This is a genomic window from Pseudomonas sp. G(2018), assembly GCF_005502415.1.
In the GTDB taxonomy this organism is placed as follows: Bacteria; Pseudomonadota; Gammaproteobacteria; order Pseudomonadales; family Pseudomonadaceae; genus Aquipseudomonas.
In genome coordinates this window covers 163,738-185,646 of sequence record NZ_SCOO01000003.1, presented here as the reverse complement: position 1 = coordinate 185,646, position 21,909 = coordinate 163,738, and the positions used below count along the sequence as shown (strand labels likewise).

At 60.8% G+C, this 21,909-nt stretch carries 21 protein-coding genes; 15 read left to right on the top strand and 6 right to left on the bottom strand.

Going from position 1 to position 21,909, the window contains the following annotated elements; translation table 11 throughout:
* The first annotated feature begins 105 nt into the window (after window positions 1-105).
* The 13 genes from FFS64_RS04405 (at window position 106) to FFS64_RS04345 (ending at window position 12,691) form a co-directional block, all read left to right on the top strand.
* Window positions 106-1,377, top strand: coding sequence for a glutamate-5-semialdehyde dehydrogenase (locus FFS64_RS04405; RefSeq protein WP_137804381.1), 1,272 nt, complete (start codon window positions 106-108; stop codon window positions 1,375-1,377).
* Window positions 1,346-2,068, top strand: coding sequence for a nicotinate-nucleotide adenylyltransferase (nadD, locus tag FFS64_RS04400; RefSeq protein ID WP_137804380.1), 723 nt, complete (start codon window positions 1,346-1,348; stop codon window positions 2,066-2,068). Before FFS64_RS04405 ends, nadD begins: the two co-directional genes overlap by 32 nt.
* A gap of 73 nt (window positions 2,069-2,141) precedes the next feature.
* Window positions 2,142-2,636, top strand: a complete 495-nt coding sequence (gene rsfS / locus FFS64_RS04395) for a ribosome silencing factor (protein WP_008022922.1) — start codon at window positions 2,142-2,144, stop codon at window positions 2,634-2,636.
* Window positions 2,637-2,645: 9 nt separating this feature from the next.
* The gene (rlmH, locus tag FFS64_RS04390; protein ID WP_007937439.1) at window positions 2,646-3,113 is read left to right on the top strand and encodes a 23S rRNA (pseudouridine(1915)-N(3))-methyltransferase RlmH; all 468 of its coding nucleotides are present in this window, start codon (window positions 2,646-2,648) and stop codon (window positions 3,111-3,113) included.
* 10 nt (window positions 3,114-3,123) lie between these two features.
* Window positions 3,124-5,019 (top strand): penicillin-binding protein 2, encoded by a 1,896-nt coding sequence (mrdA, locus tag FFS64_RS04385; RefSeq protein WP_095197240.1) that lies wholly within the window; start codon window positions 3,124-3,126, stop codon window positions 5,017-5,019.
* 31 nt (window positions 5,020-5,050) lie between these two features.
* Entirely contained in the window at window positions 5,051-6,154 is a 1,104-nt protein-coding gene (gene rodA / locus FFS64_RS04380; protein WP_170948762.1) for a rod shape-determining protein RodA, read from the top strand.
* A 17-nt stretch (window positions 6,155-6,171) separates the two neighbouring features.
* The gene (gene mltB, locus FFS64_RS04375) at window positions 6,172-7,182 is read left to right on the top strand and encodes a lytic murein transglycosylase B (RefSeq protein ID WP_137804379.1); all 1,011 of its coding nucleotides are present in this window, start codon (window positions 6,172-6,174) and stop codon (window positions 7,180-7,182) included.
* The gene (locus FFS64_RS04370) at window positions 7,182-8,192 is read left to right on the top strand and encodes a septal ring lytic transglycosylase RlpA family protein (protein WP_137804378.1); all 1,011 of its coding nucleotides are present in this window, start codon (window positions 7,182-7,184) and stop codon (window positions 8,190-8,192) included. The genes mltB and FFS64_RS04370 overlap by 1 nt, the downstream gene beginning before the upstream one ends.
* 184 nt (window positions 8,193-8,376) lie before the next feature.
* On the top strand, window positions 8,377-9,534 hold the full coding sequence (locus FFS64_RS04365) for a D-alanyl-D-alanine carboxypeptidase family protein (protein WP_095197244.1): 1,158 nt from the start codon (window positions 8,377-8,379) through the stop codon (window positions 9,532-9,534).
* Window positions 9,535-9,618: 84 nt separating this feature from the next.
* Window positions 9,619-9,894, top strand: a complete 276-nt coding sequence (locus FFS64_RS04360; protein ID WP_077045559.1) for a DUF493 domain-containing protein — start codon at window positions 9,619-9,621, stop codon at window positions 9,892-9,894.
* The gene (gene lipB / locus FFS64_RS04355) at window positions 9,894-10,541 is read left to right on the top strand and encodes a lipoyl(octanoyl) transferase LipB (protein ID WP_121105787.1); all 648 of its coding nucleotides are present in this window, start codon (window positions 9,894-9,896) and stop codon (window positions 10,539-10,541) included. Before FFS64_RS04360 ends, lipB begins: the two co-directional genes overlap by 1 nt.
* A gap of 1 nt (window position 10,542) precedes the next feature.
* Entirely contained in the window at window positions 10,543-11,565 is a 1,023-nt protein-coding gene (gene lipA / locus FFS64_RS04350) for a lipoyl synthase (protein ID WP_095197246.1), read from the top strand.
* A 175-nt stretch (window positions 11,566-11,740) separates the two neighbouring features.
* The gene (locus FFS64_RS04345) at window positions 11,741-12,691 is read left to right on the top strand and encodes an LD-carboxypeptidase (RefSeq protein ID WP_137804377.1); all 951 of its coding nucleotides are present in this window, start codon (window positions 11,741-11,743) and stop codon (window positions 12,689-12,691) included.
* A 79-nt stretch (window positions 12,692-12,770) separates the two neighbouring features.
* Here the strand turns inward: FFS64_RS04345 and FFS64_RS04340 are convergent, their stop codons facing one another.
* The 5 genes from FFS64_RS04340 to leuS all read right to left on the bottom strand — a co-directional run bounded on the left by FFS64_RS04340 (window position 12,771) and on the right by leuS (window position 18,843).
* Entirely contained in the window at window positions 12,771-14,093 is a 1,323-nt protein-coding gene (locus FFS64_RS04340) for a lytic murein transglycosylase (RefSeq protein WP_137804376.1), read from the bottom strand.
* Between the two features lie 62 nt (window positions 14,094-14,155).
* The gene (gene arfA / locus FFS64_RS04335) at window positions 14,156-14,320 is read right to left on the bottom strand and encodes an alternative ribosome rescue factor ArfA (RefSeq protein ID WP_003176285.1); all 165 of its coding nucleotides are present in this window, start codon (window positions 14,318-14,320) and stop codon (window positions 14,156-14,158) included.
* A gap of 145 nt (window positions 14,321-14,465) precedes the next feature.
* Entirely contained in the window at window positions 14,466-15,503 is a 1,038-nt protein-coding gene (gene holA, locus FFS64_RS04330) for a DNA polymerase III subunit delta (RefSeq protein WP_137804375.1), read from the bottom strand.
* A gap of 39 nt (window positions 15,504-15,542) precedes the next feature.
* Window positions 15,543-16,148, bottom strand: a complete 606-nt coding sequence (lptE, locus tag FFS64_RS04325) for an LPS assembly lipoprotein LptE (RefSeq protein WP_137804374.1) — start codon at window positions 16,146-16,148, stop codon at window positions 15,543-15,545.
* 88 nt (window positions 16,149-16,236) lie between these two features.
* Window positions 16,237-18,843 (bottom strand): leucine--tRNA ligase, encoded by a 2,607-nt coding sequence (leuS, locus tag FFS64_RS04320; protein WP_137804373.1) that lies wholly within the window; start codon window positions 18,841-18,843, stop codon window positions 16,237-16,239.
* A gap of 280 nt (window positions 18,844-19,123) precedes the next feature.
* Between leuS and FFS64_RS04315 the strand changes: the two genes are divergently transcribed.
* Together FFS64_RS04315 and FFS64_RS04310 are read left to right on the top strand one after the other, a co-directional pair.
* Window positions 19,124-19,444 carry a hypothetical protein gene (locus FFS64_RS04315; protein WP_095197252.1) on the top strand — a complete coding sequence of 107 codons (321 nt, stop codon included), beginning with the start codon at window positions 19,124-19,126 and terminating at the stop codon, window positions 19,442-19,444.
* A 106-nt stretch (window positions 19,445-19,550) separates the two neighbouring features.
* Entirely contained in the window at window positions 19,551-20,312 is a 762-nt protein-coding gene (locus tag FFS64_RS04310; protein WP_137804372.1) for a YdcF family protein, read from the top strand.
* 67 nt (window positions 20,313-20,379) lie between these two features.
* Here FFS64_RS04310 and lnt read toward each other — a convergent pair whose 3' ends face one another.
* On the bottom strand, window positions 20,380-21,903 hold the full coding sequence (gene lnt / locus FFS64_RS04305; protein ID WP_137804371.1) for an apolipoprotein N-acyltransferase: 1,524 nt from the start codon (window positions 21,901-21,903) through the stop codon (window positions 20,380-20,382).
* Window positions 21,904-21,909 lie beyond the last annotated feature (6 nt).

The following is a 21,909-nucleotide window of genomic DNA, read 5'->3' as shown; positions in this document are numbered from 1 at the left end:
TCCATTTCGACCATCCGCCCGTCACCGCTGTTAGTCGGGAGGCACGACAGCTATAATCTGCCGCTTTACTCTTTACCAAGACCTTATCAAAGACCACTCCAGACCATGACTGAGTCCGTTCTTGACTACATGACCCGCCTGGGTCGCGCTGCCCGCGAGGCTTCCCGCGTCATCGGCCGTGCCAGCACAGCGCAGAAGAACCGCGCGCTGCAGGCCGCCGCCAACGCGCTGGACGCTGCCCGCGCCGAGCTGACCGCCGCCAATGAGCTGGACCTGGCAGCCGGTCGTGCCAATGGTCTGGAACCGGCGCTGCTCGAACGCCTGGCGCTGACCCCGGCCCGTATCGACGGCATGATTGTGGGACTGCGTCAGGTGGCTGCGCTGCCGGACCCTGTCGGCGCCATCCGTGACATGAGCTATCGGCCGTCCGGGATTCAGGTCGGCAAGATGCGTGTGCCGCTGGGCGTGATCGGCATCATCTACGAATCGCGGCCGAACGTAACCATCGACGCCGCCAGCCTGTGCCTGAAGTCCGGCAACGCGACCATCCTGCGCGGTGGCTCCGAAGCCATTCATTCCAACCGTGCCATCGCTGCCTGCATTCAGCGCGGCCTGGCTGAAGCCGATCTGCCGGCTGCCGTGGTGCAAGTGGTCGAAACAACCGACCGTGCCGCCGTTGGTGCGCTGATCAGCATGCCTGAATACGTCGACGTCATCGTGCCCCGGGGCGGTCGCGGTCTGATCGAACGGGTCAGTCGCGATGCCCGGGTGCCGGTGATCAAGCATCTGGACGGTATCTGCCACGTATACGTCAGTGCCCACGCCGACCTGCCCAAAGCCCAGCGCATTGCGTTCAATGCCAAGACTTACCGCTATGGCATCTGCGGTGCGATGGAAACGCTGCTGGTCGATCAAATCGTTGCCAAAGATTTCCTGCCGGCGATGGCTGCCCAGTTCCGCGAAAAAGGTGTCGAACTGCGCGGCTGCGAACGCACCCGGTCAATCATCGATGCGCTTCCGGCTACCGAAGAGGACTGGAGCACCGAATACCTGGCGCCGATCCTGTCGATCCGTGTGGTCGACGGACTGGAGCAGGCCATCGAGCACATCAACCATTACGGCTCTCACCACACCGATTCGATCGTCAGCGAACACCAGGGCGACACCCGGCGTTTTGTAGCTGAAGTCGACTCGTCTTCGGTGATGATCAATACCCCGACATGCTTCGCCGATGGCTTCGAATACGGATTGGGTGCCGAGATCGGCATTTCTACTGATAAGCTGCACGCCCGCGGCCCGGTCGGTCTCGAAGGTTTGACCTGCGAGAAGTACGTCGTGGTCGGTGATGGCCAGTTGCGCGGACAGGAGCCGGTCTGACTTGGGCGACCTCGACCCGTCAGCCCCGGTAACCGCCAGCGTGCCTCGACCTCGCCGCATCGGTGTACTGGGCGGGACCTTCGACCCGGTGCACGTCGGCCATTTGCGCGGCGCGCTGGAAGTCGCCGAATCGCTGGCGCTCGATGAGCTGCGTCTGGTGCCCAGTGCCAGGCCGCCCCATCGGGACACGCCGCAAGTATCGGCAAAAGACCGTCTGGCGATGGTCAAGTGCGCGGTGGCCGGTGTGGCGCCGTTGGTGGTGGATGCCCGCGAATTGCAGCGGGACAAACCGTCCTACACCATTGATACCCTGGAACTGATGCGTGCCGAACTGGCCGCGGATGACCAGGTTTTTCTGCTTTTGGGCTGGGACGCGTTTTGCGGCCTGCCCACTTGGCATCGCTGGGAAGAGTTACTCCAGCATTGCCACATCCTGGTGCTGCAACGCCCGGATGCCGACAGCGAACCGCCGGATGCCTTGCGCAACCTGCTGGCAGCGCGCTCGGTGAGCGACCCGCTGGCCCTCAAAGGGCCGAGCGGACAGATTGCATTCGTCTGGCAGACACCGCTCGCGGTATCCGCCACCCAGATCCGTCAACTGCTGGCCAGCGGTAAGTCGGTACGTTTCCTGGTGCCCGACGCGGTCCTGGCCTACATCGATGCGCACGGACTTTACCGTGCGTCGAACTGAAGAGGAGTGCCTCAAGGCACGTGGCAACAACGTGTATTGAAGCGCCCGAACATACGAGCAAAACGAGTTTTATATGACGAACAACGACGTAAACAAAGTTAAGCGCAAAGGCACGTTCAAGAGTGCCCCGCTGCCTGAGAAAGTCCTCGCTGCCGAGCCGCCAAAAGGCGACGAACTGGTCAAGATTGCCGTCGCGGCCCTGGAAGACGTCAAGGCGCAGGACGTGCTGGTCATCGACGTTCGCGACAAGCAGAGCATCACCGACTACATGATCATCGCCACCGGTACCTCCAACCGCCAGATCGGCGCGATGCTGGACAAGGTCCGCGAAGCCGTCAAAGCCCTGGGTATCAAGCCGCTGGGTGAAGAAGGCAAGGGCGACAGCGACTGGGTGTTGCTGGACATGGACGACGTGATCGTTCACATGATGACCTCCAACGCCCGCCAGTTCTACGACCTGGAGCGCCTGTGGAAAGGTGCCGAGCAGAGCCGTGCCGCCGATGGCAAACACCACAGCCCTGAAGTTGGTCACGAGCATTTCAACAAGCTCAACAAAGACCAGGAATAAGGAACGGCTGTGCGACTGCGACTGATCGCCGTCGGTTCACGCATGCCCAAATGGGTGGAAGAAGGCTGGCATGAATATGCCAAGCGTCTTCCGTCCGAGCTGGCGCTGGAACTGGTGGAAATACCGCTCAACACCCGTGGCAAGAATGCCGACGTGGCACGCTTCATCCGTCAGGAAGGCGAAGCCATGCTGGCCAAGGTCGGGCCGAACGAGCGCGTTGTCACCCTCGAAGTCCACGGCAAGCCCTGGAGTACCGAGCAACTGGCGGTCGAGCTCGATCGCTGGCGGCTGGACTCGCGCACGGTGAATTTCATGGTCGGCGGTCCCGAAGGGCTGGCGCCTGAAGTCTGTGCCCGTGCCGATCAACGCTGGTCGCTCTCGCCATTGACGTTGCCGCACCCGCTGGTGCGCATTCTGATCGGCGAACAGCTGTATCGTGCCTGGACCGTGTTGTCCGGCCACCCTTACCACAAGTAATTCTGCCCTCATGTCCCAGCCGATCCGAATCAAGGACCACGAAAAAGACGCCCGTCTGGTGCGTGGCCGCGTCGTGTTCGGGGCAATTGCGGTGGTGGCACTGATCGGTGTGCTGATCGCGCGCCTGTATTATCTGCAGGTGATCCAGTACGAGTACCACTCGACCCTGTCGGAAAACAATCGCGTCCATGTGCAGCCGATTCCGCCGACTCGCGGGTTGATTTTCGATCGCAACGGCGTGGTGATTGCCGACAACCGGCCGAGCTTCAGCCTGAGCATGACCCGCGAGCGTTCCGGTAACTGGCAGCAGGTGCTCGACGTGATCGTCGAGGTGCTGGAGCTGACACCCGAGGACCGGGTGATATTCGAGAAGCGCATGCGTCAGGGACGCCGGCCGTTCGAACCGGTGCCAATCCTGTTCGAGCTGACTGAAGAGCAGATTGCCCGGATCGCCGTGAACCAGTTCCGGCTGCCGGGGGTGGAAGTGGTCGCGCAACTGGTTCGTCACTATCCACAGGGCGCGCACTTTGCGCACTCGGTGGGGTACATGGGGCGGATCAACGAGAAAGAGCTGAAGTCCCTCGATCCGGTCAATTACAGCGGCACCCACCACATCGGCAAAACCGGCATTGAGCGGTTCTACGAACCGGAGCTGCACGGCCAGGTGGGTTACGAGGAAGTCGAAACCAACGCCCGGGGCCGCGTTCTGCGGGTACTCAAGCGTACCGATCCGATCCCCGGCAAGGACATCGTCCTGAGCCTGGACATCAAATTGCAGGAAGCCGCCGAAGCGGCACTGGGTGGTCGCCGCGGCGCGGTGGTGGCGCTGGACCCGAAAACCGGTGAGGTACTGGCGATGGTCAGCCAGCCGAGTTTCGACCCGAACCTGTTTGTCACCGGCATTAGCTTCAAGGCCTATTCCGAACTGCGTGACTCCATCGACCGGCCGCTGTTCAACCGCGTGCTGCGTGGTTTGTATCCGCCGGGCTCGACGATCAAGCCGGCGGTGGCGATTGCCGGACTGGACGCGGGCGTGGTGACGGCCTCGTCCCGGGTGTTCGATCCGGGCTATTACATGCTGCCCAACTACGATCACAAATATCGCAACTGGAACCGTACCGGTGACGGCTTCGTTGATCTCGATACGGCGATCATGCGTTCCAACGACACCTACTTCTATGACCTGGCGCACAAGCTGGGGATCGATCGGTTGTCGGCCTACATGACCAAGTTCGGTATCGGTCAGAAAGTCTCCCTGGACATGTTCGAAGAGTCGCCTGGGTTGATGCCGACCCGGGAATGGAAGCGCGCGACGCGTCGTCAGGCGTGGTTCCCGGGGGAGACACTGATTCTCGGGATTGGTCAGGGCTACATGCAGTCAACGCCTTTGCAGTTGGCCCAGGCCACGGCACTGGTGGCCAACAAAGGTATCTGGAACCGTCCGCATCTGGCCAAGACCATCGAAGGCGAGAAACCGGTGGATCAGAACCCGATGCCGGACATCATCCTGCGCGATCCGGCGGACTGGACCCGGGTGAACCATGGCATGCAGCAGGTCATGCATGGCGCCCGTGGTACTGCGCGCAAGGCCTCGATCGGTGCGCAATACCGGATCGCCGGCAAGAGTGGTACGGCCCAGGTGGTCGCGATCAAGCAGGGCGAGAAGTACGACCGCTCCAAGGTGCAGGAACGCCATCGCGACCACGCCTTGTTCGTCGGCTTCGCACCGGCCGACGACCCGAAGATCGTGGTCTCGGTGATGGTCGAGAACGGCGAATCCGGCTCCGGCGTGGCTGCGCCGGTGGTGCGTCAGGTCATGGACGCCTGGTTGCTGGACCAGGATGGCCACCTCAAGGCCGAGTACGCCAACCCTATCAGCGCGGAGGCTACGGCCCGTGAAGAATAATTTCGATCGCATGCTCTCCAGCGAGGATGTGATGCGGCGTCGCGCGACGCTGTTGCAACGAATGCATATCGATGGCGTGTTGCTGATCCTGCTCCTGACACTGGCTGCCGGCAGCCTGTTCGTCTTGTATTCCGCCAGTGGCAAAAGCTGGGATCTGTTGGCCAAACAGGCCACTTCATTCGGCATTGGCCTGGTGTCGATGATCGTCATTGCCCAGTTCGAGCCGCGCTTCATGGCGCGTTGGGTGCCGGTCGGCTATGTCATTGGCGTGCTGTTGCTGGTGGTGGTGGACGTCATGGGCCACAACGCCATGGGTGCCACGCGCTGGATCAACATCCCCGGTGTCATCCGCTTCCAGCCATCGGAGTTCATGAAGATCCTGATGCCGGCGACCATTGCCTGGTACCTCTCCAAGCGTACCTTGCCGCCACAGCTCAAGCATGTGGGCATCAGCCTTATGTTGATTGGTGTGCCGTTCATTCTTATCGTGCGTCAACCGGACCTCGGCACTTCGCTGCTGATTCTGGCCGGGGGCGCGTTCGTGTTGTTCATGGGTGGCCTGCGCTGGCGCTGGATTCTCAGCGTGCTGGCGGCAACGGTGCCGGTGGCGATCGCCATGTGGTATTTCGTCATGCATGACTACCAGAAGCAGCGAGTGCTGACGTTCCTCGACCCTGAAAGCGATCCATTGGGCACCGGCTGGAACATCATTCAGTCCAAGGCTGCCATCGGGTCCGGCGGCGTATTTGGCAAGGGTTGGCTGCTGGGTACCCAGTCACACCTGGATTTCCTCCCGGAAAGCCACACCGACTTCATTATTGCGGTCATGGGCGAAGAGTTCGGCCTGGTAGGCATTTGCGCACTGTTGCTGATCTACCTGCTGTTGATCGGTCGTGGACTGGTGATTACCGCCCAGGCCCAGACGTTGTTCGGCAAGTTGCTGGCGGGCGCCCTGACCATGACGTTTTTTGTATATGTTTTCGTCAACATCGGTATGGTCAGTGGCCTGTTGCCGGTGGTGGGGGTGCCGTTGCCGTTCATTAGCTACGGAGGAACTTCGCTGGTGACGCTGCTGTCAGCGTTTGGGGTTTTGATGTCGATCCATACCCATCGCAAGTGGATCGCGCAGGTTTGAATAAGGTGAAGAGTTCAATGCAAGCAATGCGTGGCTGGGCGACTCGATACGCGCCGTGGGTCGGCCTGGTAAGCATCCTTGGCACTGCGCAGGAAGCGTTGGCCGGCGATTACGAAGGCTCGCCCCAGGTGGCTGAATTCGTCGGTGAAATGACCCGCGACTACGGTTTTGCCGGCGAGCAGCTGATGGGGGTGTTCCGCGAGGCCGAGCGCAAACAGTCGATTCTGGACGCGATTTCGAAACCCGCCGAACGGGTCAAGCAGTGGAATGAATATCGCCCGATGTTCATCACCGATGCGCGCATCGCCCGTGGCGTGGACTTCTGGCGTCAGCACGAGGCGGTACTGGCCCGTGCCGAGCAAGACTATGGCGTGCCGGCGCAGGTCATCGTCTCGATCATCGGTGTTGAGACCTTTTTTGGTCGCAACACCGGTAATTTCCGTGTGATCGATGCGTTGTCGACCCTCGGTTTCGACTATCCTCCCCGTGCCGAATTTTTCCGCAAGGAGTTGCGCGAGTTCCTGTTGCTGGCCAGGGAAGAGCAGGTCGATCCGTTGACCCTCAAGGGGTCCTACGCCGGCGCCATGGGCTTGCCGCAGTTCATGCCTAGCAGCTTTCGCGCCTATGCTGTGGATTTCGACGGTGACGGCCACATCAATATCTGGAACAACCCGGACGATGCCATCGGCAGCGTCGCCAGTTATTTCAAGCGTCACGGCTGGGTCGCCGGGGAACCTGTGGTCAGTCGGGCCGATGTACGCGGCGATCAGGTGGACGAAGGTCTGACCACGGGTATCGAGCCGACCAAGGCCGTCGGAGAGTTGCGGGCCCTGGGCTGGTCAAGTCATGATGCGCTGCGCGATGATATGCCGGTTACCGCTTTTCGCCTGGAAGGCGACAATGGCCCCGAATACTGGATGGGCCTGAAGAATTTTTACGCAATCACGCGTTATAACCGCAGCGTGATGTACGCCATGGCCGTACATCAACTGTCTGAGCAGCTGGTCCAAGCACGGGGCGTCAAGTAATGCGGGCATTGCCTATCAATAAACCCCTGAAGCTGATGGCATTTGCCGCGCTGGCAGTGCTGGTCGCCAGTTGCTCGACCAGCCGCTCGCCGACGCAGAAACCTTCCACCGCCGTGCGCTCGACGCCGGGGCTGGACATCAATCGTGCCCACAAGGATGGCGCGCCCTGGTGGGATGTCGACGTTTCACGCATCCCGGACGCCACACCAACCCTGCACACCGGCCCGTACAAGGCCGCCCCTTACTCGGTACTGGGCAAAACCTATTTTCCGTTGCAAGAGTCCAAGACCTACGTGCAGTCGGGCACGGCGTCCTGGTACGGCACCAAGTTCCATGGCCAGAACACAGCCAACGGCGAGGTCTATGACTTGTATGGCATGAGTGCCGCGCACAAGACCTTGCCGCTGCCGAGTTACGTCCGGGTGACCAACCTGGACAACAACAAGACCGTGATCCTGCGGGTAAACGACCGCGGGCCGTTCTATTCGGACCGGATCATCGACCTCTCCTACGCGGCCGCCAAGAAGCTCGGCTACGCCGAAACCGGCACCGCGCGCGTCAAGGTCGAAGGTATCGACCCGCAACAGTGGTGGGCAGCCAAAGGCCGTCCGGCGCCTTTAATGCTCAACGAGCCGCAAGTCGCGCAGAATAGCGCGCCGGTGATTACGGCTTCGGCCGGTACCGTCGAGCAATGGACGCCACCGCCACAGCAACACGCCGCCGCCGTTGTTCCGGTACAACTTGCCGATGCAAAAAAAAACGCTTCTGCACCAGCCTCTGGCCAGTATCTGCAGGTGGGCGCGTTCGCCAACCCGGACGCTGCAGAACTCCTGAGGTCGAAGCTCAGCGGGATGGTGAGCGCTCCGGTGTTCATCAGCTCGATCGTGCGCAATCAACAGACGCTGCATCGGGTTCGCCTGGGGCCGATCGGTTCGCCGGGTGAAATCCAGCAAGTGCAGAACAGTGTGCGCCTGGCCAATCTGGGTTCGCCGAGCGTTGTGACTGAGTAATACGTAGGACTTGATTGACGGTTCATCTGCGGTTTTGGGGGATGAACCAGGTTGTTGGCTCGTCTAAGAACAAAAACCCGGCAAGGGTTACAGAGTGAGCAGCTGAACACGCGACAGCCCTTAAGAAGCTGTCTGATTAGTTTTTGCCTTCGGGCAAGTTTCCATTAGCGATTTCGAGAGACGGATGAACATCACCACCTTTGCCAAACGCCTGTGCCTTTTAGTCCCGCTGCTCCTCTCACCTGCCGCGTTCGCGGTCGAGATGATGCCGTCGCCACCGCAACTGGCCGCCAAGGCCTACGTGCTCATGGACGCCAGCAGCGGCAACGTGCTGGTCGAAAACAATGGTGACCAGCGTCTGCCGCCAGCCAGCCTGACCAAGCTGATGACAGCGTACATCGCGACCCTGGAAATCCGTCGTGGCCAGATCGGTGAAAACGATCCGGTGACCGTCAGCGAAAACGCCTGGCGTACCGGCGGTTCGCGGATGTTCATCAAGGTCGGCTCGCAGGTGACCGTCAGCGACTTGCTGCACGGCATCATCATCCAGTCGGGCAACGACGCCAGTGTTGCGCTCGCCGAGCACATCGCCGGCAGCGAAGACGCGTTCGCCGACGTGATGAACAAAACCGTTGCCGACCTGGGCATGACCAACACCCACTTCATGAACCCGACCGGTCTGCCGAACCCTGAGCACTACTCGTCGGCTCACGACATGGCGGTACTGGCACGCGCAATCATCCACGAAGACCCGGCTCACTACGCGATCTACTCGCAGAAAGAGTTCTTCTGGAACGGTATCAAGCAACCGAACCGCAACCTGCTGCTGTGGCGCGACAAGACCGTCGACGGTCTGAAAACCGGTCACACCGATGAAGCGGGCTACTGCATGGTGTCTTCGGCTGTGCGTGATGGCATGCGTCTGATCGCCGTGGTGTTCGGCACCAACAGCGAAGTGGCTCGCGCCGCCGAAACCCAGAAACTGCTGACTTACGGTTTCCGTTTCTTCGAAACCCAGACCTTCTATCAGAAGGGCACCGAACTGGCCCAGGCGCCTGTCTGGAAAGGTTCCACCAACCAGATCAAGGCGGGTCTGGCTCAAGACCTGACCATGACCCTGCCTAAAGGTCAGCTGAAAAAGCTCGCCGCCAGCATGACCATGAACCCGCAACTGATTGCGCCAATCGCCAAGGGCGATGTGATCGGTAAAGTCGAAGTCAAACTGGAGGACAAGGTGGTGCACAGCGCCGACCTGATCGCTCTGGATGGCGTCGAAGAGGGTGGTATCTTCCGTCGCATGTGGGATAGCATCCGTCTATTCTTCTACGGCTTGTTCAACTGATAGTGTGCACCTGCATGGCCCCGCGCCGATCCGACTCGGGGCTATGCCCGTCGCCACGGCTTACGCTTACGAGGCCGTTACGCCATGACCGATACCGAAGTAAAGGCGCCTAAGATCGAATTCCCTGCCAATGATTACCCGGTTAAGGTGATCAGCGACACGGGTGTGGGCAACAAGGACAAGATCATCGACATCGTCAGAAAACACGCAAAGATCAATGATGAGCGTGTGGATGAGCGTCAAAGCAGTAACGGTAAATACACCACGATTCAGTTGCACATCGTCGCCACCGATCAGGACCAGCTGTACAACATCAACAGCGAACTGCGGGCTACCGGCTTCGTGCATATGGTGCTGTGATGTCTGGCACGCTGGGCTTTCGCGAGCTCGGCCAGATGGCTTACGAGCCGGTCTGGCATGCCATGCAGCGCTTCACTAATGAGCGAGGCAGCGATGCCGCCGACGAGATTTGGCTGGTAGAGCATCCTCCGGTCTTCACCCAGGGCCAGGCCGGCAAGGCCGAACACTTGCTGTTGCCGGGAGACATTCCGGTGGTGCAGGTCGATCGCGGTGGCCAGGTGACGTATCACGGTCCCGGGCAACTGGTGGCCTACCTGTTGCTGGACGTGCGCAAGCTGGGTTTTGGCGTGCGTGACCTGGTGACTCGCATGGAGTCGTGCCTGATCGAGCTGCTCGCCAGCTACGGTGTGACGGCGGCGGCCAAGCCCGATGCACCGGGTGTCTATGTCAACGGCGCGAAAATCGCGTCCCTGGGTCTGCGGATCCGCCACGGTTGTTCCTTTCATGGCCTGGCCCTGAACGTGGACATGAACCTGGAACCGTTTCGACGGATTAATCCCTGCGGCTACGCCGGGCTGGCGATGACCCAGCTGAGCGATCACGCAGGATCGATTGAATTTGCCGAGGTAAGTGCCCGGCTGCGCGCGCAGCTCGTCAAACACCTCGACTATGCTGAGCAGACGACCCTGACGGGCGGAATCGACTGATATGACTACTGATGCAGTGCAAACCATGATCCCGACGCTGGATGTCACCGAGCGTCCGGCCCCGCGTGCCAAGGTTGAAGCCGGCGTAAAGCTGCGCGGCGCCGAGAAGGTTGCACGCATCCCGGTAAAGATCATCCCGACCACCGAGCTGCCGAAAAAGCCTGACTGGATTCGTGTGCGCATTCCGGTATCTCCGGAAGTCGACCGCATCAAGGCCCTGTTGCGCAAACACAAGCTGCACAGCGTCTGCGAAGAGGCATCCTGCCCGAACCTGGGCGAATGCTTCTCCGGTGGCACCGCGACTTTCATGATCATGGGCGACATCTGCACCCGTCGCTGCCCGTTCTGCGACGTCGGCCACGGCCGTCCGAAACCACTGGACGTCAACGAACCGGAAAGCCTGGCCATCGCCATTGCCGACCTGCGCCTGAAGTACGTGGTGATCACCTCGGTAGACCGCGACGACCTGCGCGACGGCGGTGCCCAGCACTTTGCCGACTGCATCCGTGAGATCCGCAAGCTGTCGCCGAACGTGCAACTCGAAACCCTGGTGCCGGACTACCGTGGCCGCATGGACATCGCCCTGGAAATCACCGCCGCCGAGCCACCGGATGTGTTCAACCACAACCTGGAAACCGTGCCACGCCTGTACAAGGCTGCGCGTCCAGGTTCGGACTACCAGTGGTCGCTGACCCTGCTGCAACGCTTCAAGCAGATGATGCCGCACATTCCGACCAAGTCCGGCCTGATGCTGGGTCTGGGCGAGACCGACGACGAAGTCATCGAAGTCATGAAGCGCATGCGCGAGCATGACATCGACATGCTGACCCTGGGCCAGTACCTGCAACCGTCGCGTAGCCACTTGCCGGTGCAGCGCTTCGTGCACCCGGACACTTTCGCCTGGTTCGCCGAGGAAGGTTACAAAATGGGCTTCAAGAACGTCGCTTCCGGTCCGCTGGTCCGTTCCTCGTACCATGCCGACGAGCAAGCGAAGCTGGTCAAGGCTGAGCTGATGTCGTCCTGATCGACAACCCCTCATGAAAAATGGCCCGCAAGGCTTTCAGCCTTGCGGGCGTTTTTTTGCCTTGCCTACAGTAATGACCGCCGTTTCCTGCAACCTGCGGGGCGATGAACCCTCTTCTGTTTGTCCCCGTTCCTGACTACTGTGTGTTGAAGTTTCCACTCAGGGAGATTCATGGATGACCGTTCGACCGACCCACACCCTTTGTCCTCATACCCCGGTTCCGGCCTTGCCGTCGCAGGGGGTGATCGGCGTCATCGCGCCGGCCGGCCCTGCACCGTTGGACACCGATAAAGCCGTGCAATGGATGCGCGCCCGAGGCTATTCGCTGAAGATTTTTCCCGGAGTCTACGCGAAGGATGGCTATCTGGCCGGAAGTGACGAGGTGCGGCTCAATGACCTGCATACCGCGTTCGCCGACCCCGAGGTCGATGCCATTATTTGCCTGCGCGGTGGTTACGGTACGCCGAGGTTGCTTGATCGCATCGATTTTGAACTGTTGCGTAACAACGCCAAGCCGTTCATCGGTTACAGCGACATCACCGCACTGCATCTGGCGATCAGTCGTTATGCGGGCTTCGTGACCTTCCATGGCCCGCTGCTCAATGCGGATCTGCTGGGTGACAAGCAAAAGCCCACCGAACCTTCGTTTTTCAACATGCTGCGCGGGCAAGTGAAGGCGGGCAGCGTATTGGCGCACCCCGTGGCCTATCCGTTGACTACGATCGAGCCTGGCATCGCCCACGGGCGCTTGCTGGGGGGCAATCTGTCGATAATCGCCGCGACCATGGGTACGCCTTATGAGATCGATGCCGAGGGTGTCATTCTGTTCATCGAAGACATCAACGAGCCGCTGTATCGCGTTGACCGGTTGCTGACCCATCTGCGACTGGCGGGAACCTTGGGCAAGCTGCGCGGGGTGCTGGTGGGGGATGTGGCGGGGGTCGAGGTGACTGCGCTGGAGCGTTTGCTCAAACAGACATTCGAGCCGTTGCGGATTCCGGTGTTGTCCGGGTGGCGCAGCGGGCATTGCGATCCGAACCTGACACTGCCCATGGGGGCGCTGGTCAGACTGGATGCGGGGAGCAAGGAGTTGGCGTTGGAACAGGATGTGGTGGTCAAGCGATAGATCGTTGGCGCCTGATAGTCAGCCTTTGCGAGCAGGTATCGCGTACCCCCTGTGGGAGCGAGCCTGCTCGCGAAAGCTTTTAGCGGTTTCGAAGGCCTTCAAGCAACTTGTGCGTCGGATAACCATCCGCCGGCCAACCAAACGACTGCTGCGCGCTGCGGATCGCCTTGCGGGTATTGGCGCCGATAATCCCGTCCGCGGCGCCCGCGTCGTAATTCTGGGCACTCAGCAGATTTTGCAGCTCGATCCGCTCGGTGCGGCTGAGCGGTAAATCATCCTTGGGCCACATGCCGCTGATCAGGCCTGCGCCATGGAAGCGTTCGGACAACAGACCTACCGCCAATGCGTAGGAAGAGGAGTTGTTGTACTTGAGGATCGCCCGGAAGTTATCGAGTACCAGGAATGCCGGGCCGCGATAACCGGCCGGCAGCAGTAATGCCGCGGACAAGTACTCGGAACCTGCTGGAACCTGGCCGCCATTGGGCAGGGTGACACCCAGTTGCCGCCATTCGGCGACACTCTTGCGAATGGCACCATCGGCCAGCACATAGTTGAAGCCGCCCGGCAATTGCACTTCAAAGCCCCACGGCTGGCCTTTCTGCCAGCCGGAGCTTTGCAGGTAGTGCGCAGTCGAGGCCAGGGCATCGGTGGAGCTGCCCCAGATATCGCGACGGCCATCGCCATCGAAGTCCACGGCGTGGGTGTTGTAGGTGGTCGGGATGAACTGGGTCTGGCCCATGGCTCCGGCCCAGGAACCGAGCATTTTCTCGGGTTCGATATCACCCTGTTGCAGAATCTGCAGCGCGGCGATCAATTGCGCGTGGGCGAAACCCGGGCGCCGGCCTTCGTAGGCCAGGGTGGCCAGCGAGTTGATCACTGACTTGCTGCCCTGGAACTGGCCGAAATTACTTTCCATACCCCATACGGCGACGAGGGCCTCACGGTCAACGCCGTAGCGCTGTTCGATGCTTTGCAGGATAGCGGCGTTTTCGCTGACTAGCGCCTGACCTCTGCGTACCCGTAGCGGCGACAGGGCACCGTCGAGGTATTCCCACACCGGCCGGGTGAATTCCGGTTGGCTGCGGTCGGCACGAATCACGCTGGGGTCGACGCTGACATTGGCGAAGGCACGATCAAACAGATCGGCACGGATACCGGCGGCCAACGCGTCCCTGCGGAAACCGGCCTGCCATTCGGCAAAGGTCTGGGTCGGCTGGATGTCGAGGTTTTCACCTTTAGGCACCACGGGTGCCATGATCGCCGGGGCGGTGGCGACGGGAAGGGGCTGAAGTGGCTGTGCGTCGGCGGCGGTTGGTTTTTCCGCGCAGGCGACGAGCAAAACGAGGCTGGAGGCAGCAATCAATTGGCGCAGGTGCCAACGACGGGAAAGACAAAGGGGCATGCACGGGTCCAGGAAAAACGGATCAGGTGCAGACCTTAACATGTTGAGCGGATGCTTGCCTTTCAGGCCGCCAGAAAGTAAGAAGCCTCCCAGCTATTAGACTGGAAGGCTTCGCGGCGGTAGCTGCCTTTGCCCTTGCCGGCTCGTTCCTGACGGCTGCGGAACAGGGGCTGGGCGATGATGGATTTGGCCTTGTTGGGGCCATGTTTGGATGGCTTTTTGCTCATGATGGGCTCTCGCAAGTGAGTGGATTTTGCGGGGCAAATCATCGGCTCAAGCGAGGCTTCTGTCTAGTCCCTGCGTTGCGTAGGACCTTTCGGATGCCTTCGCGGGCAAGTTGGATCGCGAATGGCCGTTATGCGCTCGAAAGCCTTACTCGGCGGGCAGCGACAACCGCTGGCCAGCCATCAACAACGTCAACCGACTCAAGCTCATCCACGGCGACCCTGCCGCCTGGCCTTTGATCTGCGCGTCTATGCGCTGTGCTTCGAGCAGCAGCTGTGCCCAGCGTTGCGCCGAATAGCGCTGCAGGGCTTTGCTCAACAGCGGTTTGCGCTTGTCCCAGACGGGCGGCCGGGCCTGGCTGAAGGCTTTGTCCAGCGGTGTGCCCTGACTGTATTGCAGGGAAATATTGGCCAGCAAGCGCAGCTCCCGGGCCAGGGCCCAGAGAATCACCGGGGGTTCGACACCCTCACCGCGCAACCCTTCAAGCATGCGCAGGGCGTGGGCGGCTTCACCGTTGAGAATCGCATCGGTCAGCCCGAAAACATCGAAACGCGCACTGTCGGCCACCGCAGCCTGCACGGTTTCGACGGTGATTTGACCCTCTTCGGCCATCAGCTTGAGCTTTTCGATTTCCTGGGCGGCGGCCAGCAGGTTGCCCTCGACCCTTGCAGCGATCAACTCGACGGCGTCCTGGGTGGCCGAGAGTCCGGCCTGGGACAAGCGCTGACGGATCCAGCTCGGCAACTGGCTGACGTCCACCGGCCAGATCTGCATGAACTGAGTCTGCTGGCCTTCGACCAGCGCCTTGCCCCACTTGGTCTTCTGCGCGCTGCCATCGAGCTTCGGCAGGCTGATCAGGAGTACCGTGTCTTCGGCCGGTCGTGAACAGTACTCGATGAGCGCGGCGGCGCCCTTGTCACCGGGTTTGCCGGACGGCAGACGTAGCTCCAGCAGGCGCTTCTCGGCGAACAACGACATGCTGGCCCCGGCCTGTAGCAGCGTGCCCCAGTCGAAACTGGCGTCGGCGGCAAAGACCTGGCGCTCGTCGAAGCCCTGCTGGCGGGCAGCGGCGCGGATGGCATCGGCGGCTTCCTGACACAGCAAGGGATCATCGCCACTGATGACATAGACCGGCGCGAGGGCACCTTGCAGGTGTTTGGCGAGTTGGGCGGGGGCGAGTTTCATAAGAGAGGGCGAACGGGGCGCCTGAACGCCCCGTAAGTCTTACTGCTGCGGCAGTTCGATAGGCGACTGACGCGGCGTTTGCGCTTCAGCCTTCTGCGCCGCTTCCAGTGCCGCGGCTTCTGCCTTGGCTTTGGCTTCGGCGGTCTGTTGCAGCTGTTCCAACTGAGTCGGCGAGATCTGCTGCAGGCGCAGCATCATGCGTTGCACCAGTTCGCGACGCATTTCCTTGCGCGCATCGTCGGCTTCCTGGTCCGAACCCACCAGGTTGTTGCCGTCGTGGATGAAGACCTTCTGCACTTCCAGCTTGTCAGCCATCAGGGACAGGTTGCCCTGGCTGAGGATGTTGTAGCTGAGTACGGTGCTCAGTTGGTATTCGCCGGTACGACCTGCACCTGCATAGCTGAGAATGCGCTGGGTTTCCTGCTCATCCGTTAACACAAGCTTGAACGGTGCACCGGTGTAGACCTTGACGCCGCTGCTATCGAGTACCCGGCGCAGTTGCGTCACGGTTTCGCCATAGGAGTTACGGGCGCTGACGTCGAGTTCCTTGATCGCCAGTTCGGTGGTGCCGGTGCCGCGCAGCTGGAAACCGCAGGCGCTCAACAGGACCGCAAGGCCCATCACCAGCAAGTTGCGTTTGATCATTGTGTTGCTCCCCTTGAAACCATGTGGGCCGGTCAAGCGGCCCGAAAGGTTTTACTCGGCGCCAGGCTTGGCCTGGCGCCTGATCCAATTAGCTGGCGACGATGTTGACCAGTTTCCCGGGCACCACGATCACTTTGCGAATGGTCAGACCGTCGACAAAGCGCAGCACGTTTTCGTTGGCGCGTGCGGCGGCCTCGACTTCTTCGCGGCTGGCGCTGGCCGGCATTTCGATGTGGCCACGCAGTTTGCCGTTGACCTGAATCACCAGCTGCAGGCTGTCCTGCACCAGCGCGCTTTCGTCCAGTACCGGCCAGCCGGCGTCGATCACCGGGTCGGCGTGACCCAGGCGATGCCACAGCTCATGGCAGATGTGCGGGGTGATCGGGGCCAGCAGCAGCGTCACGGTTTCCAGACCTTCCTGAACCAGCGCACGATCCTGTTCGGTGCCTTGCGGGGCTTTTTCCAGCACGTTCATCAGCGTCATCACCTGGGCGATGGCGGTGTTGAATTTGTGGTTCTGGCCGACGTCATGGCTGGCCTGCTTGATGGCCTGGTGGATCGAACGGCGAATGGCTTTCTGCTCGTCGTTCAGGCCGGCGACGTCCAGTTTGCCCGGCAGGCCCTGGGTAACGTGCGCTTGAGCCAGGCGCCAGACGCGCTTGAGGAAGCGGTGCGAACCTTCCACACCGGAGTCGGACCATTCAGCGCTCATGTCAGGTGGCGAGGCGAACATCATGAACAGGCGGCAGGTGTCTGCGCCGAACTGGTCGATCATCGACTGTGGGTCGACGCCGTTGTTCTTCGACTTGGCCATCTTCTCGGTGCCACCGATTTCCACCGGCAGGCCGTCTGCGATCAGCTTGGCGCTGATGACCTTGGCCTTGCTGTCGCGTTCGAGTTCAACGTCAGCCGGGTTGAACCAGGTGTAGGCACCGTTGGCTTCGCGACGATAGTAGGTCTCGGCGATCACCATGCCCTGGGTCAGCAGGTTCTTGAACGGCTCGTTGGAGCTCACCAGGCCTTCGTCGCGCATCAGCTTGTGGAAGAAGCGTGCGTAGAGCAGGTGAAGAATCGCGTGTTCGATACCGCCGATGTACTGATCCACCGGCAACCAGTGGTCAGCCGCCGATTTTTCAACCAGGCCACCTTCGAAGTGCGGCGAGGCGTAGCGGGCGTAGTACCACGAGGACTCGACAAAGGTGTCCATGGTGTCGGTTTCACGCTTGGCAGGCTGTCCGCATTTCGGGCAGCTGCATTCGTAGAACTCGGGCATGCGTGCCAGTGGCGACCCGGCGCCGTCGGGTACGACGTCTTCCGGCAGCACGACCGGCAGTTGATCTTCCGGCACCGGCACATCACCGCAAGTTTTGCAGTGGATGATCGGGATCGGGCAGCCCCAGTAGCGCTGACGGCTGATACCCCAGTCGCGCAGACGGAACTGGGTGCGCGAGGCACCAAGGTTTTTCTTGATCAGCGCCACTTCGATGGCGTCGAAGGCGCCGGCGAAATCGAGGCCGTCAAACTCGCCGGAGTTGATCAGCGTGCCGTACTCGCCGTAAGCGTCCTGCCACGGGGCCGGGTTGGTCTCACCCGAACTGGTGCGTACCACGGATTTGACCGGCAGGTTGTACTTGTGGGCGAACTCGAAATCACGTTCGTCGTGCGCCGGAACCGCCATCACCGCGCCATCGCCGTAGTGCATCAGCACGTAGTTGGCGACCCACACCGGCAGTTTCTCGCCGGTCAGCGGGTGCTCGACGAACAGGCCGGTCGGCAGGCCTTTTTTCTCCTGGGTGGCGACGTCGGCTTCTGCGACGCTGCCGCCCTTGCATTCGGCGATGAACGCTTGCAGCTCAGGATTGTTCTGCGCGGCCAGGGTGGCCAGGTGGTGTTCGGCGGCTACGGCGACGTAGGTCGCGCCCATCAGGGTGTCCGGGCGGGTGGTGAAGACTTTCAGCGCGCCGGTTTCGCCGATGGAATCGACGTTGTACGGGAACTGCACTTCCATGCCGCGGGATTTGCCGATCCAGTTGCGCTGCATGGTCTTGACCTGTTCAGGCCAGCCGGTCAGTTCGTCGAGGCTCTCCAGCAGCTCATCCGCGTAGGCGGTGATCTTGAAGTAATACATCGGGATTTCGCGCTTTTCGATCAGCGCGCCGGAACGCCAGCCGCGACCGTCGATCACCTGTTCGTTGGCCAGAACGGTCTGGTCCACCGGATCCCAGTTCACGGTGCCGCTTTTTTTGTAAATCACGCCTTTTTCGAACAGGCGGGTGAACAGCCATTGTTCCCAGCGGTAGTAGTCCGGCTTGCAGGTGGTCACTTCACGCGACCAGTCCACCGCCAGGCCCAGGCTGCGCAGCTGGCTTTTCATGTAGGCGATGTTTTCGTAGGTCCATTTGGCGGGCGCTACGTTGTTCTTCATCGCGGCGTTTTCCGCTGGCATGCCGAAGGCGTCCCAACCCATGGGTTGCAGGACGTTCTTGCCTTGCATGCGCTGATAGCGGGAGATCACGTCGCCGATGGTGTAGTTGCGCACGTGCCCCATGTGTAGCTTGCCGCTGGGGTAAGGGAACATCGACAGGCAGTAGTAGGTCTCCTTGCCTGGCTGTTCACTGACTTCAAAGGACTTTTGCTCATCCCAGAACGACTGGGCGGCGGCTTCGATTTCACGGGGCTGATATTGTTCGTGCATGGCTACTTTTGAACTGAATAGGGGTGGCCTAATCCTCTTCAATGCAACGCTGGACGATGAATGCGCCAATTCGGCGTTTCGGTGCCCAGGCGAGCTGGAAGTGGAGTTACAGGAAGCGCCGTAGCATACATGACCGCACTCGACCGAGGGAAACCCTGATTACTGCCGCGCGTCTCGTGAAAACGGCTGCGAGGGCCGTTGGTCGCGGCGCTCAGCCGGTTTGTGCATGGAAGCTAAGCTCTAACTGGGGAGTAGGTCTTATCTTCCAATGAGGTGAGGGATGGTTGAGTCACAGCAAAAAGCTACAAAACCGGAGCTGTACGAAAGACTGATCGATCGTCTGGGCATGGCCCTGGAGGCGGCAAAAACCGCTGGTCGGCTGCGCGACGAACGCCCACTGGAACTGGAGTTGCGCGGCTTGAGCCCCGCAGAATTTGCCCTGGTCAAGGCGTATCTGGATCGTAGTGAACGTGAGACACACGGATGCTTGTCCGAGGCAGTCAAGCAACTTGACGCACCACGTTCGGCCAAGATCATCTGGCTCAAGGATAAAGTACCTGGCAGAGACGCGGTAAAGGTCCGGTCACTGCGGTGCAAATAGGGCAACAGAGCCATGCTCCATGATTTTCTGAAGCATAGTCCTTCCGTATTTATTGTCGCATCGCGTCAACCCACTTAGGCTTCGAGCATCTTCATGGAGATGCTCGATGCCTTTTCGTTATTTTGTGAAACAACTTCTCTTGCCACCCGGCATCCTGTTGCTGCTGCTTTTGCTTGCCTGGTGCCTGCGACGCTCAAGACCGCGGCTCGCCGGCGTGTGCTTTGCCCTGGGGCTAGGTGGTTTCTGGTTGATGAGCCTGCCGATTGTGGTGCAGTGGAGCGCCGAAATGCTGGAGCGTGAGCCGCCGCTGGCGTTCGAGGAGTGGGCAACACTGAGTCAGCACGCCGATGCGATTGTAATCCTTGGCTCGGGGCGTGAGCGGGGCGATCCAGCGTGGGGAGACGATCAGCCGACCGGTGTTGGTCTTGAGCGCCAGCGCTATGCGGCGCGTCTGGCCAAGGCCTCGGGCTTGCCGATTCTGACCAGTGGCGGCCTGCATTACGGCACGCCACCGACCGAAGCCCGATTGATGGCTGATTCATTGCGCGATGACTTTGGCGTGCCTGTTCGCTGGCAGGAAGGGCGTAGCCGTACGACCTGGGAGAACGCGCAGTTCAGCGCACAGGTGTTGTTGCCCGAAGGGATCAAGCGAGTGGTGCTTGTGACTCAGGCCTGGCATATGCCGCGAGCGGTCTGGAGTTTCCAGAAGGCCGGATTTGAGGTGGTGCCGGCGCCAATGGGCTTTTTAGGTGTGGATAACGCTCGGCCGTTTGGTGGCTGGTTGCCGGAGTTCAAGTCGATCTGGCAGAGCGGGCAATTGATGAATGAGGCGGTGGGGCAGGTCGGGTATTCGCTGTTTTATCGCTAAGAAAATTAATAGGCCGCAGCCTCGATTCGAGTGAAACGAGGTTGCGATCGTTTTGCAGGTGACGCGATTAAACGGTTTTGGCCATCCGGTTAGCCACCAGTGCCCAACCGAACAACAGCACACAAACAATGATCAACGGCCACGAACGCCATTGCAGATAAGGCGTCAGGTTGTGCATCGGCACGACTTCGCCATACAGGATGCCGCGTTCGAACTGCGGGATCTGCACGGTGATCTGCCCGAACGGGTTGATCAGGCCGGTCACGCCATTGTTGGTGGCGCGGATCATCCAGCGACCGGCCTCAAGTGCGCGCATCTGGGCCATCTGCAAGTGTTGCAGCGGACCAATGGACGTGCCGAACCAGGTGTCGTTGCTGATGGTCAGCAGCAGATCGCTTTGGGCGGCCAGGCCGGCGGCGAACTCCGGGTACACCACTTCGTAACAGATGAAGGGCGCAATCTGGTAGCCCTTGGCTTGCAGCATGGCCTGATCGGCAGGGCCACGGGCAAAGTCCGACATCGGCAGGTCGAAGAAGGCGATCAGTCCGCGCAGCACATCTTGCAGTGGAACGTATTCGCCGAAGGGCACCAGTTTCTGCTTGAGGTAAGTGCCATCGCCTTCGCCGACCACTGTGATGCCGTTGAAGTAGCGTTTTTCCTGGTGGACGATTTCACGGATCGGAACGCCGGTAATCATCGCCGAGTCCCGTTCCGCCGCGAATTTACCCATCATGTCCAGGTAACCTTGGGCAGACTCCTTGAGCACCGGGATCGCGGTTTCAGGCCAGATCAGCAGGTCGACGCGTTTGGAGGTGAAGCTCATGTCGCGGTACAGCTCCAACTGTGCATTGAGCTGCGCCGGGTCCCACTTCATGTTTTGTTCAATGTTGCCCTGAATTGCTGCGACGCTCAGCGGCGCGCCCGCGGGACTGGTCCAGGCATGATGTTTGAGTGCGATACCAGCCACCCATGGGCCGACCAGCAGCAGGGCGCCCAGCGCGATGAAAGCCTTGCGGCCGCCACGGGCCAGACGCAAGCCGTTGTAGATCAGCGCGGCGGTCAGGGCCAGCGTGAAGGAAATCAACCACATGCCGCCCACAGGGGCGAGCCCGGCCAGGGGGCCGTCGAGTTGGCTGTAACCGGAATAGAGCCACGGGAAACCGGTGAGGAACCAGCCGCGAAACGCTTCCTGGCCAACCCACAACGCCGCGAAAGCCAGGGCGTCGGCCAAGGGCGCCTCGTTGCGGCGCAGCCAGCGTGCCCAGATCCACGCCGGCAAGGCGAAGAACCAGGCGATCGCCGCAGTGAAAATCAGCATCAGGAATCCGGCCAGCAGCACCGAGGCGCCACCGAAATGGTGAATGCTGTAATAGATCCAGCTGGTACCGGCGCCGAACAGGCCGAAGCCGAAACACCAGCCACGGCCGAGTGCCTGGCGGGGGCTCAGTTCACGCGTGCCTGCGTAGAAAAGCCCCACTGCCAGCAGTGCCAGCGGCCAGATATCGAAAGGCGCCAGGGCCAGGGTGGTGATTGCACCGGCCGCCACGGCCAGCAGGTTACCGGGCCAGCCGGGGCGGGTTATCCAGCGCATTTCTAT

Coding starts and splice junctions, on each gene's coding strand:
- nadD (WP_137804380.1), top strand. CDS start 1,346: ATGGCCAGTTGCGCGGACAGGAGCCGGTCTGACTTGGGCGACCTCGAC.
- lipA (WP_095197246.1), top strand. CDS start 10,543: ATGACTACTGATGCAGTGCAAACCATGATCCCGACGCTGGATGTCACC.
- holA (WP_137804375.1), bottom strand. CDS start 15,503: ATGAAACTCGCCCCCGCCCAACTCGCCAAACACCTGCAAGGTGCCCTC.
- lptE (WP_137804374.1), bottom strand. CDS start 16,148: ATGATCAAACGCAACTTGCTGGTGATGGGCCTTGCGGTCCTGTTGAGC.
- leuS (WP_137804373.1), bottom strand. CDS start 18,843: ATGCACGAACAATATCAGCCCCGTGAAATCGAAGCCGCCGCCCAGTCG.
- rsfS (WP_008022922.1), top strand. CDS start 2,142: ATGACGAACAACGACGTAAACAAAGTTAAGCGCAAAGGCACGTTCAAG.
- arfA (WP_003176285.1), bottom strand. CDS start 14,320: ATGAGCAAAAAGCCATCCAAACATGGCCCCAACAAGGCCAAATCCATC.
- FFS64_RS04365 (WP_095197244.1), top strand. CDS start 8,377: ATGAACATCACCACCTTTGCCAAACGCCTGTGCCTTTTAGTCCCGCTG.
- FFS64_RS04340 (WP_137804376.1), bottom strand. CDS start 14,093: ATGCCCCTTTGTCTTTCCCGTCGTTGGCACCTGCGCCAATTGATTGCT.
- FFS64_RS04345 (WP_137804377.1), top strand. CDS start 11,741: ATGACCGTTCGACCGACCCACACCCTTTGTCCTCATACCCCGGTTCCG.
- FFS64_RS04315 (WP_095197252.1), top strand. CDS start 19,124: ATGGTTGAGTCACAGCAAAAAGCTACAAAACCGGAGCTGTACGAAAGA.
- FFS64_RS04360 (WP_077045559.1), top strand. CDS start 9,619: ATGACCGATACCGAAGTAAAGGCGCCTAAGATCGAATTCCCTGCCAAT.
- FFS64_RS04370 (WP_137804378.1), top strand. CDS start 7,182: ATGCGGGCATTGCCTATCAATAAACCCCTGAAGCTGATGGCATTTGCC.
- mltB (WP_137804379.1), top strand. CDS start 6,172: ATGCAAGCAATGCGTGGCTGGGCGACTCGATACGCGCCGTGGGTCGGC.
- FFS64_RS04310 (WP_137804372.1), top strand. CDS start 19,551: ATGCCTTTTCGTTATTTTGTGAAACAACTTCTCTTGCCACCCGGCATC.
- FFS64_RS04405 (WP_137804381.1), top strand. CDS start 106: ATGACTGAGTCCGTTCTTGACTACATGACCCGCCTGGGTCGCGCTGCC.
- lnt (WP_137804371.1), bottom strand. CDS start 21,903: ATGCGCTGGATAACCCGCCCCGGCTGGCCCGGTAACCTGCTGGCCGTG.
- mrdA (WP_095197240.1), top strand. CDS start 3,124: ATGTCCCAGCCGATCCGAATCAAGGACCACGAAAAAGACGCCCGTCTG.
- rodA (WP_170948762.1), top strand. CDS start 5,051: ATGCGGCGTCGCGCGACGCTGTTGCAACGAATGCATATCGATGGCGTG.
- lipB (WP_121105787.1), top strand. CDS start 9,894: ATGTCTGGCACGCTGGGCTTTCGCGAGCTCGGCCAGATGGCTTACGAG.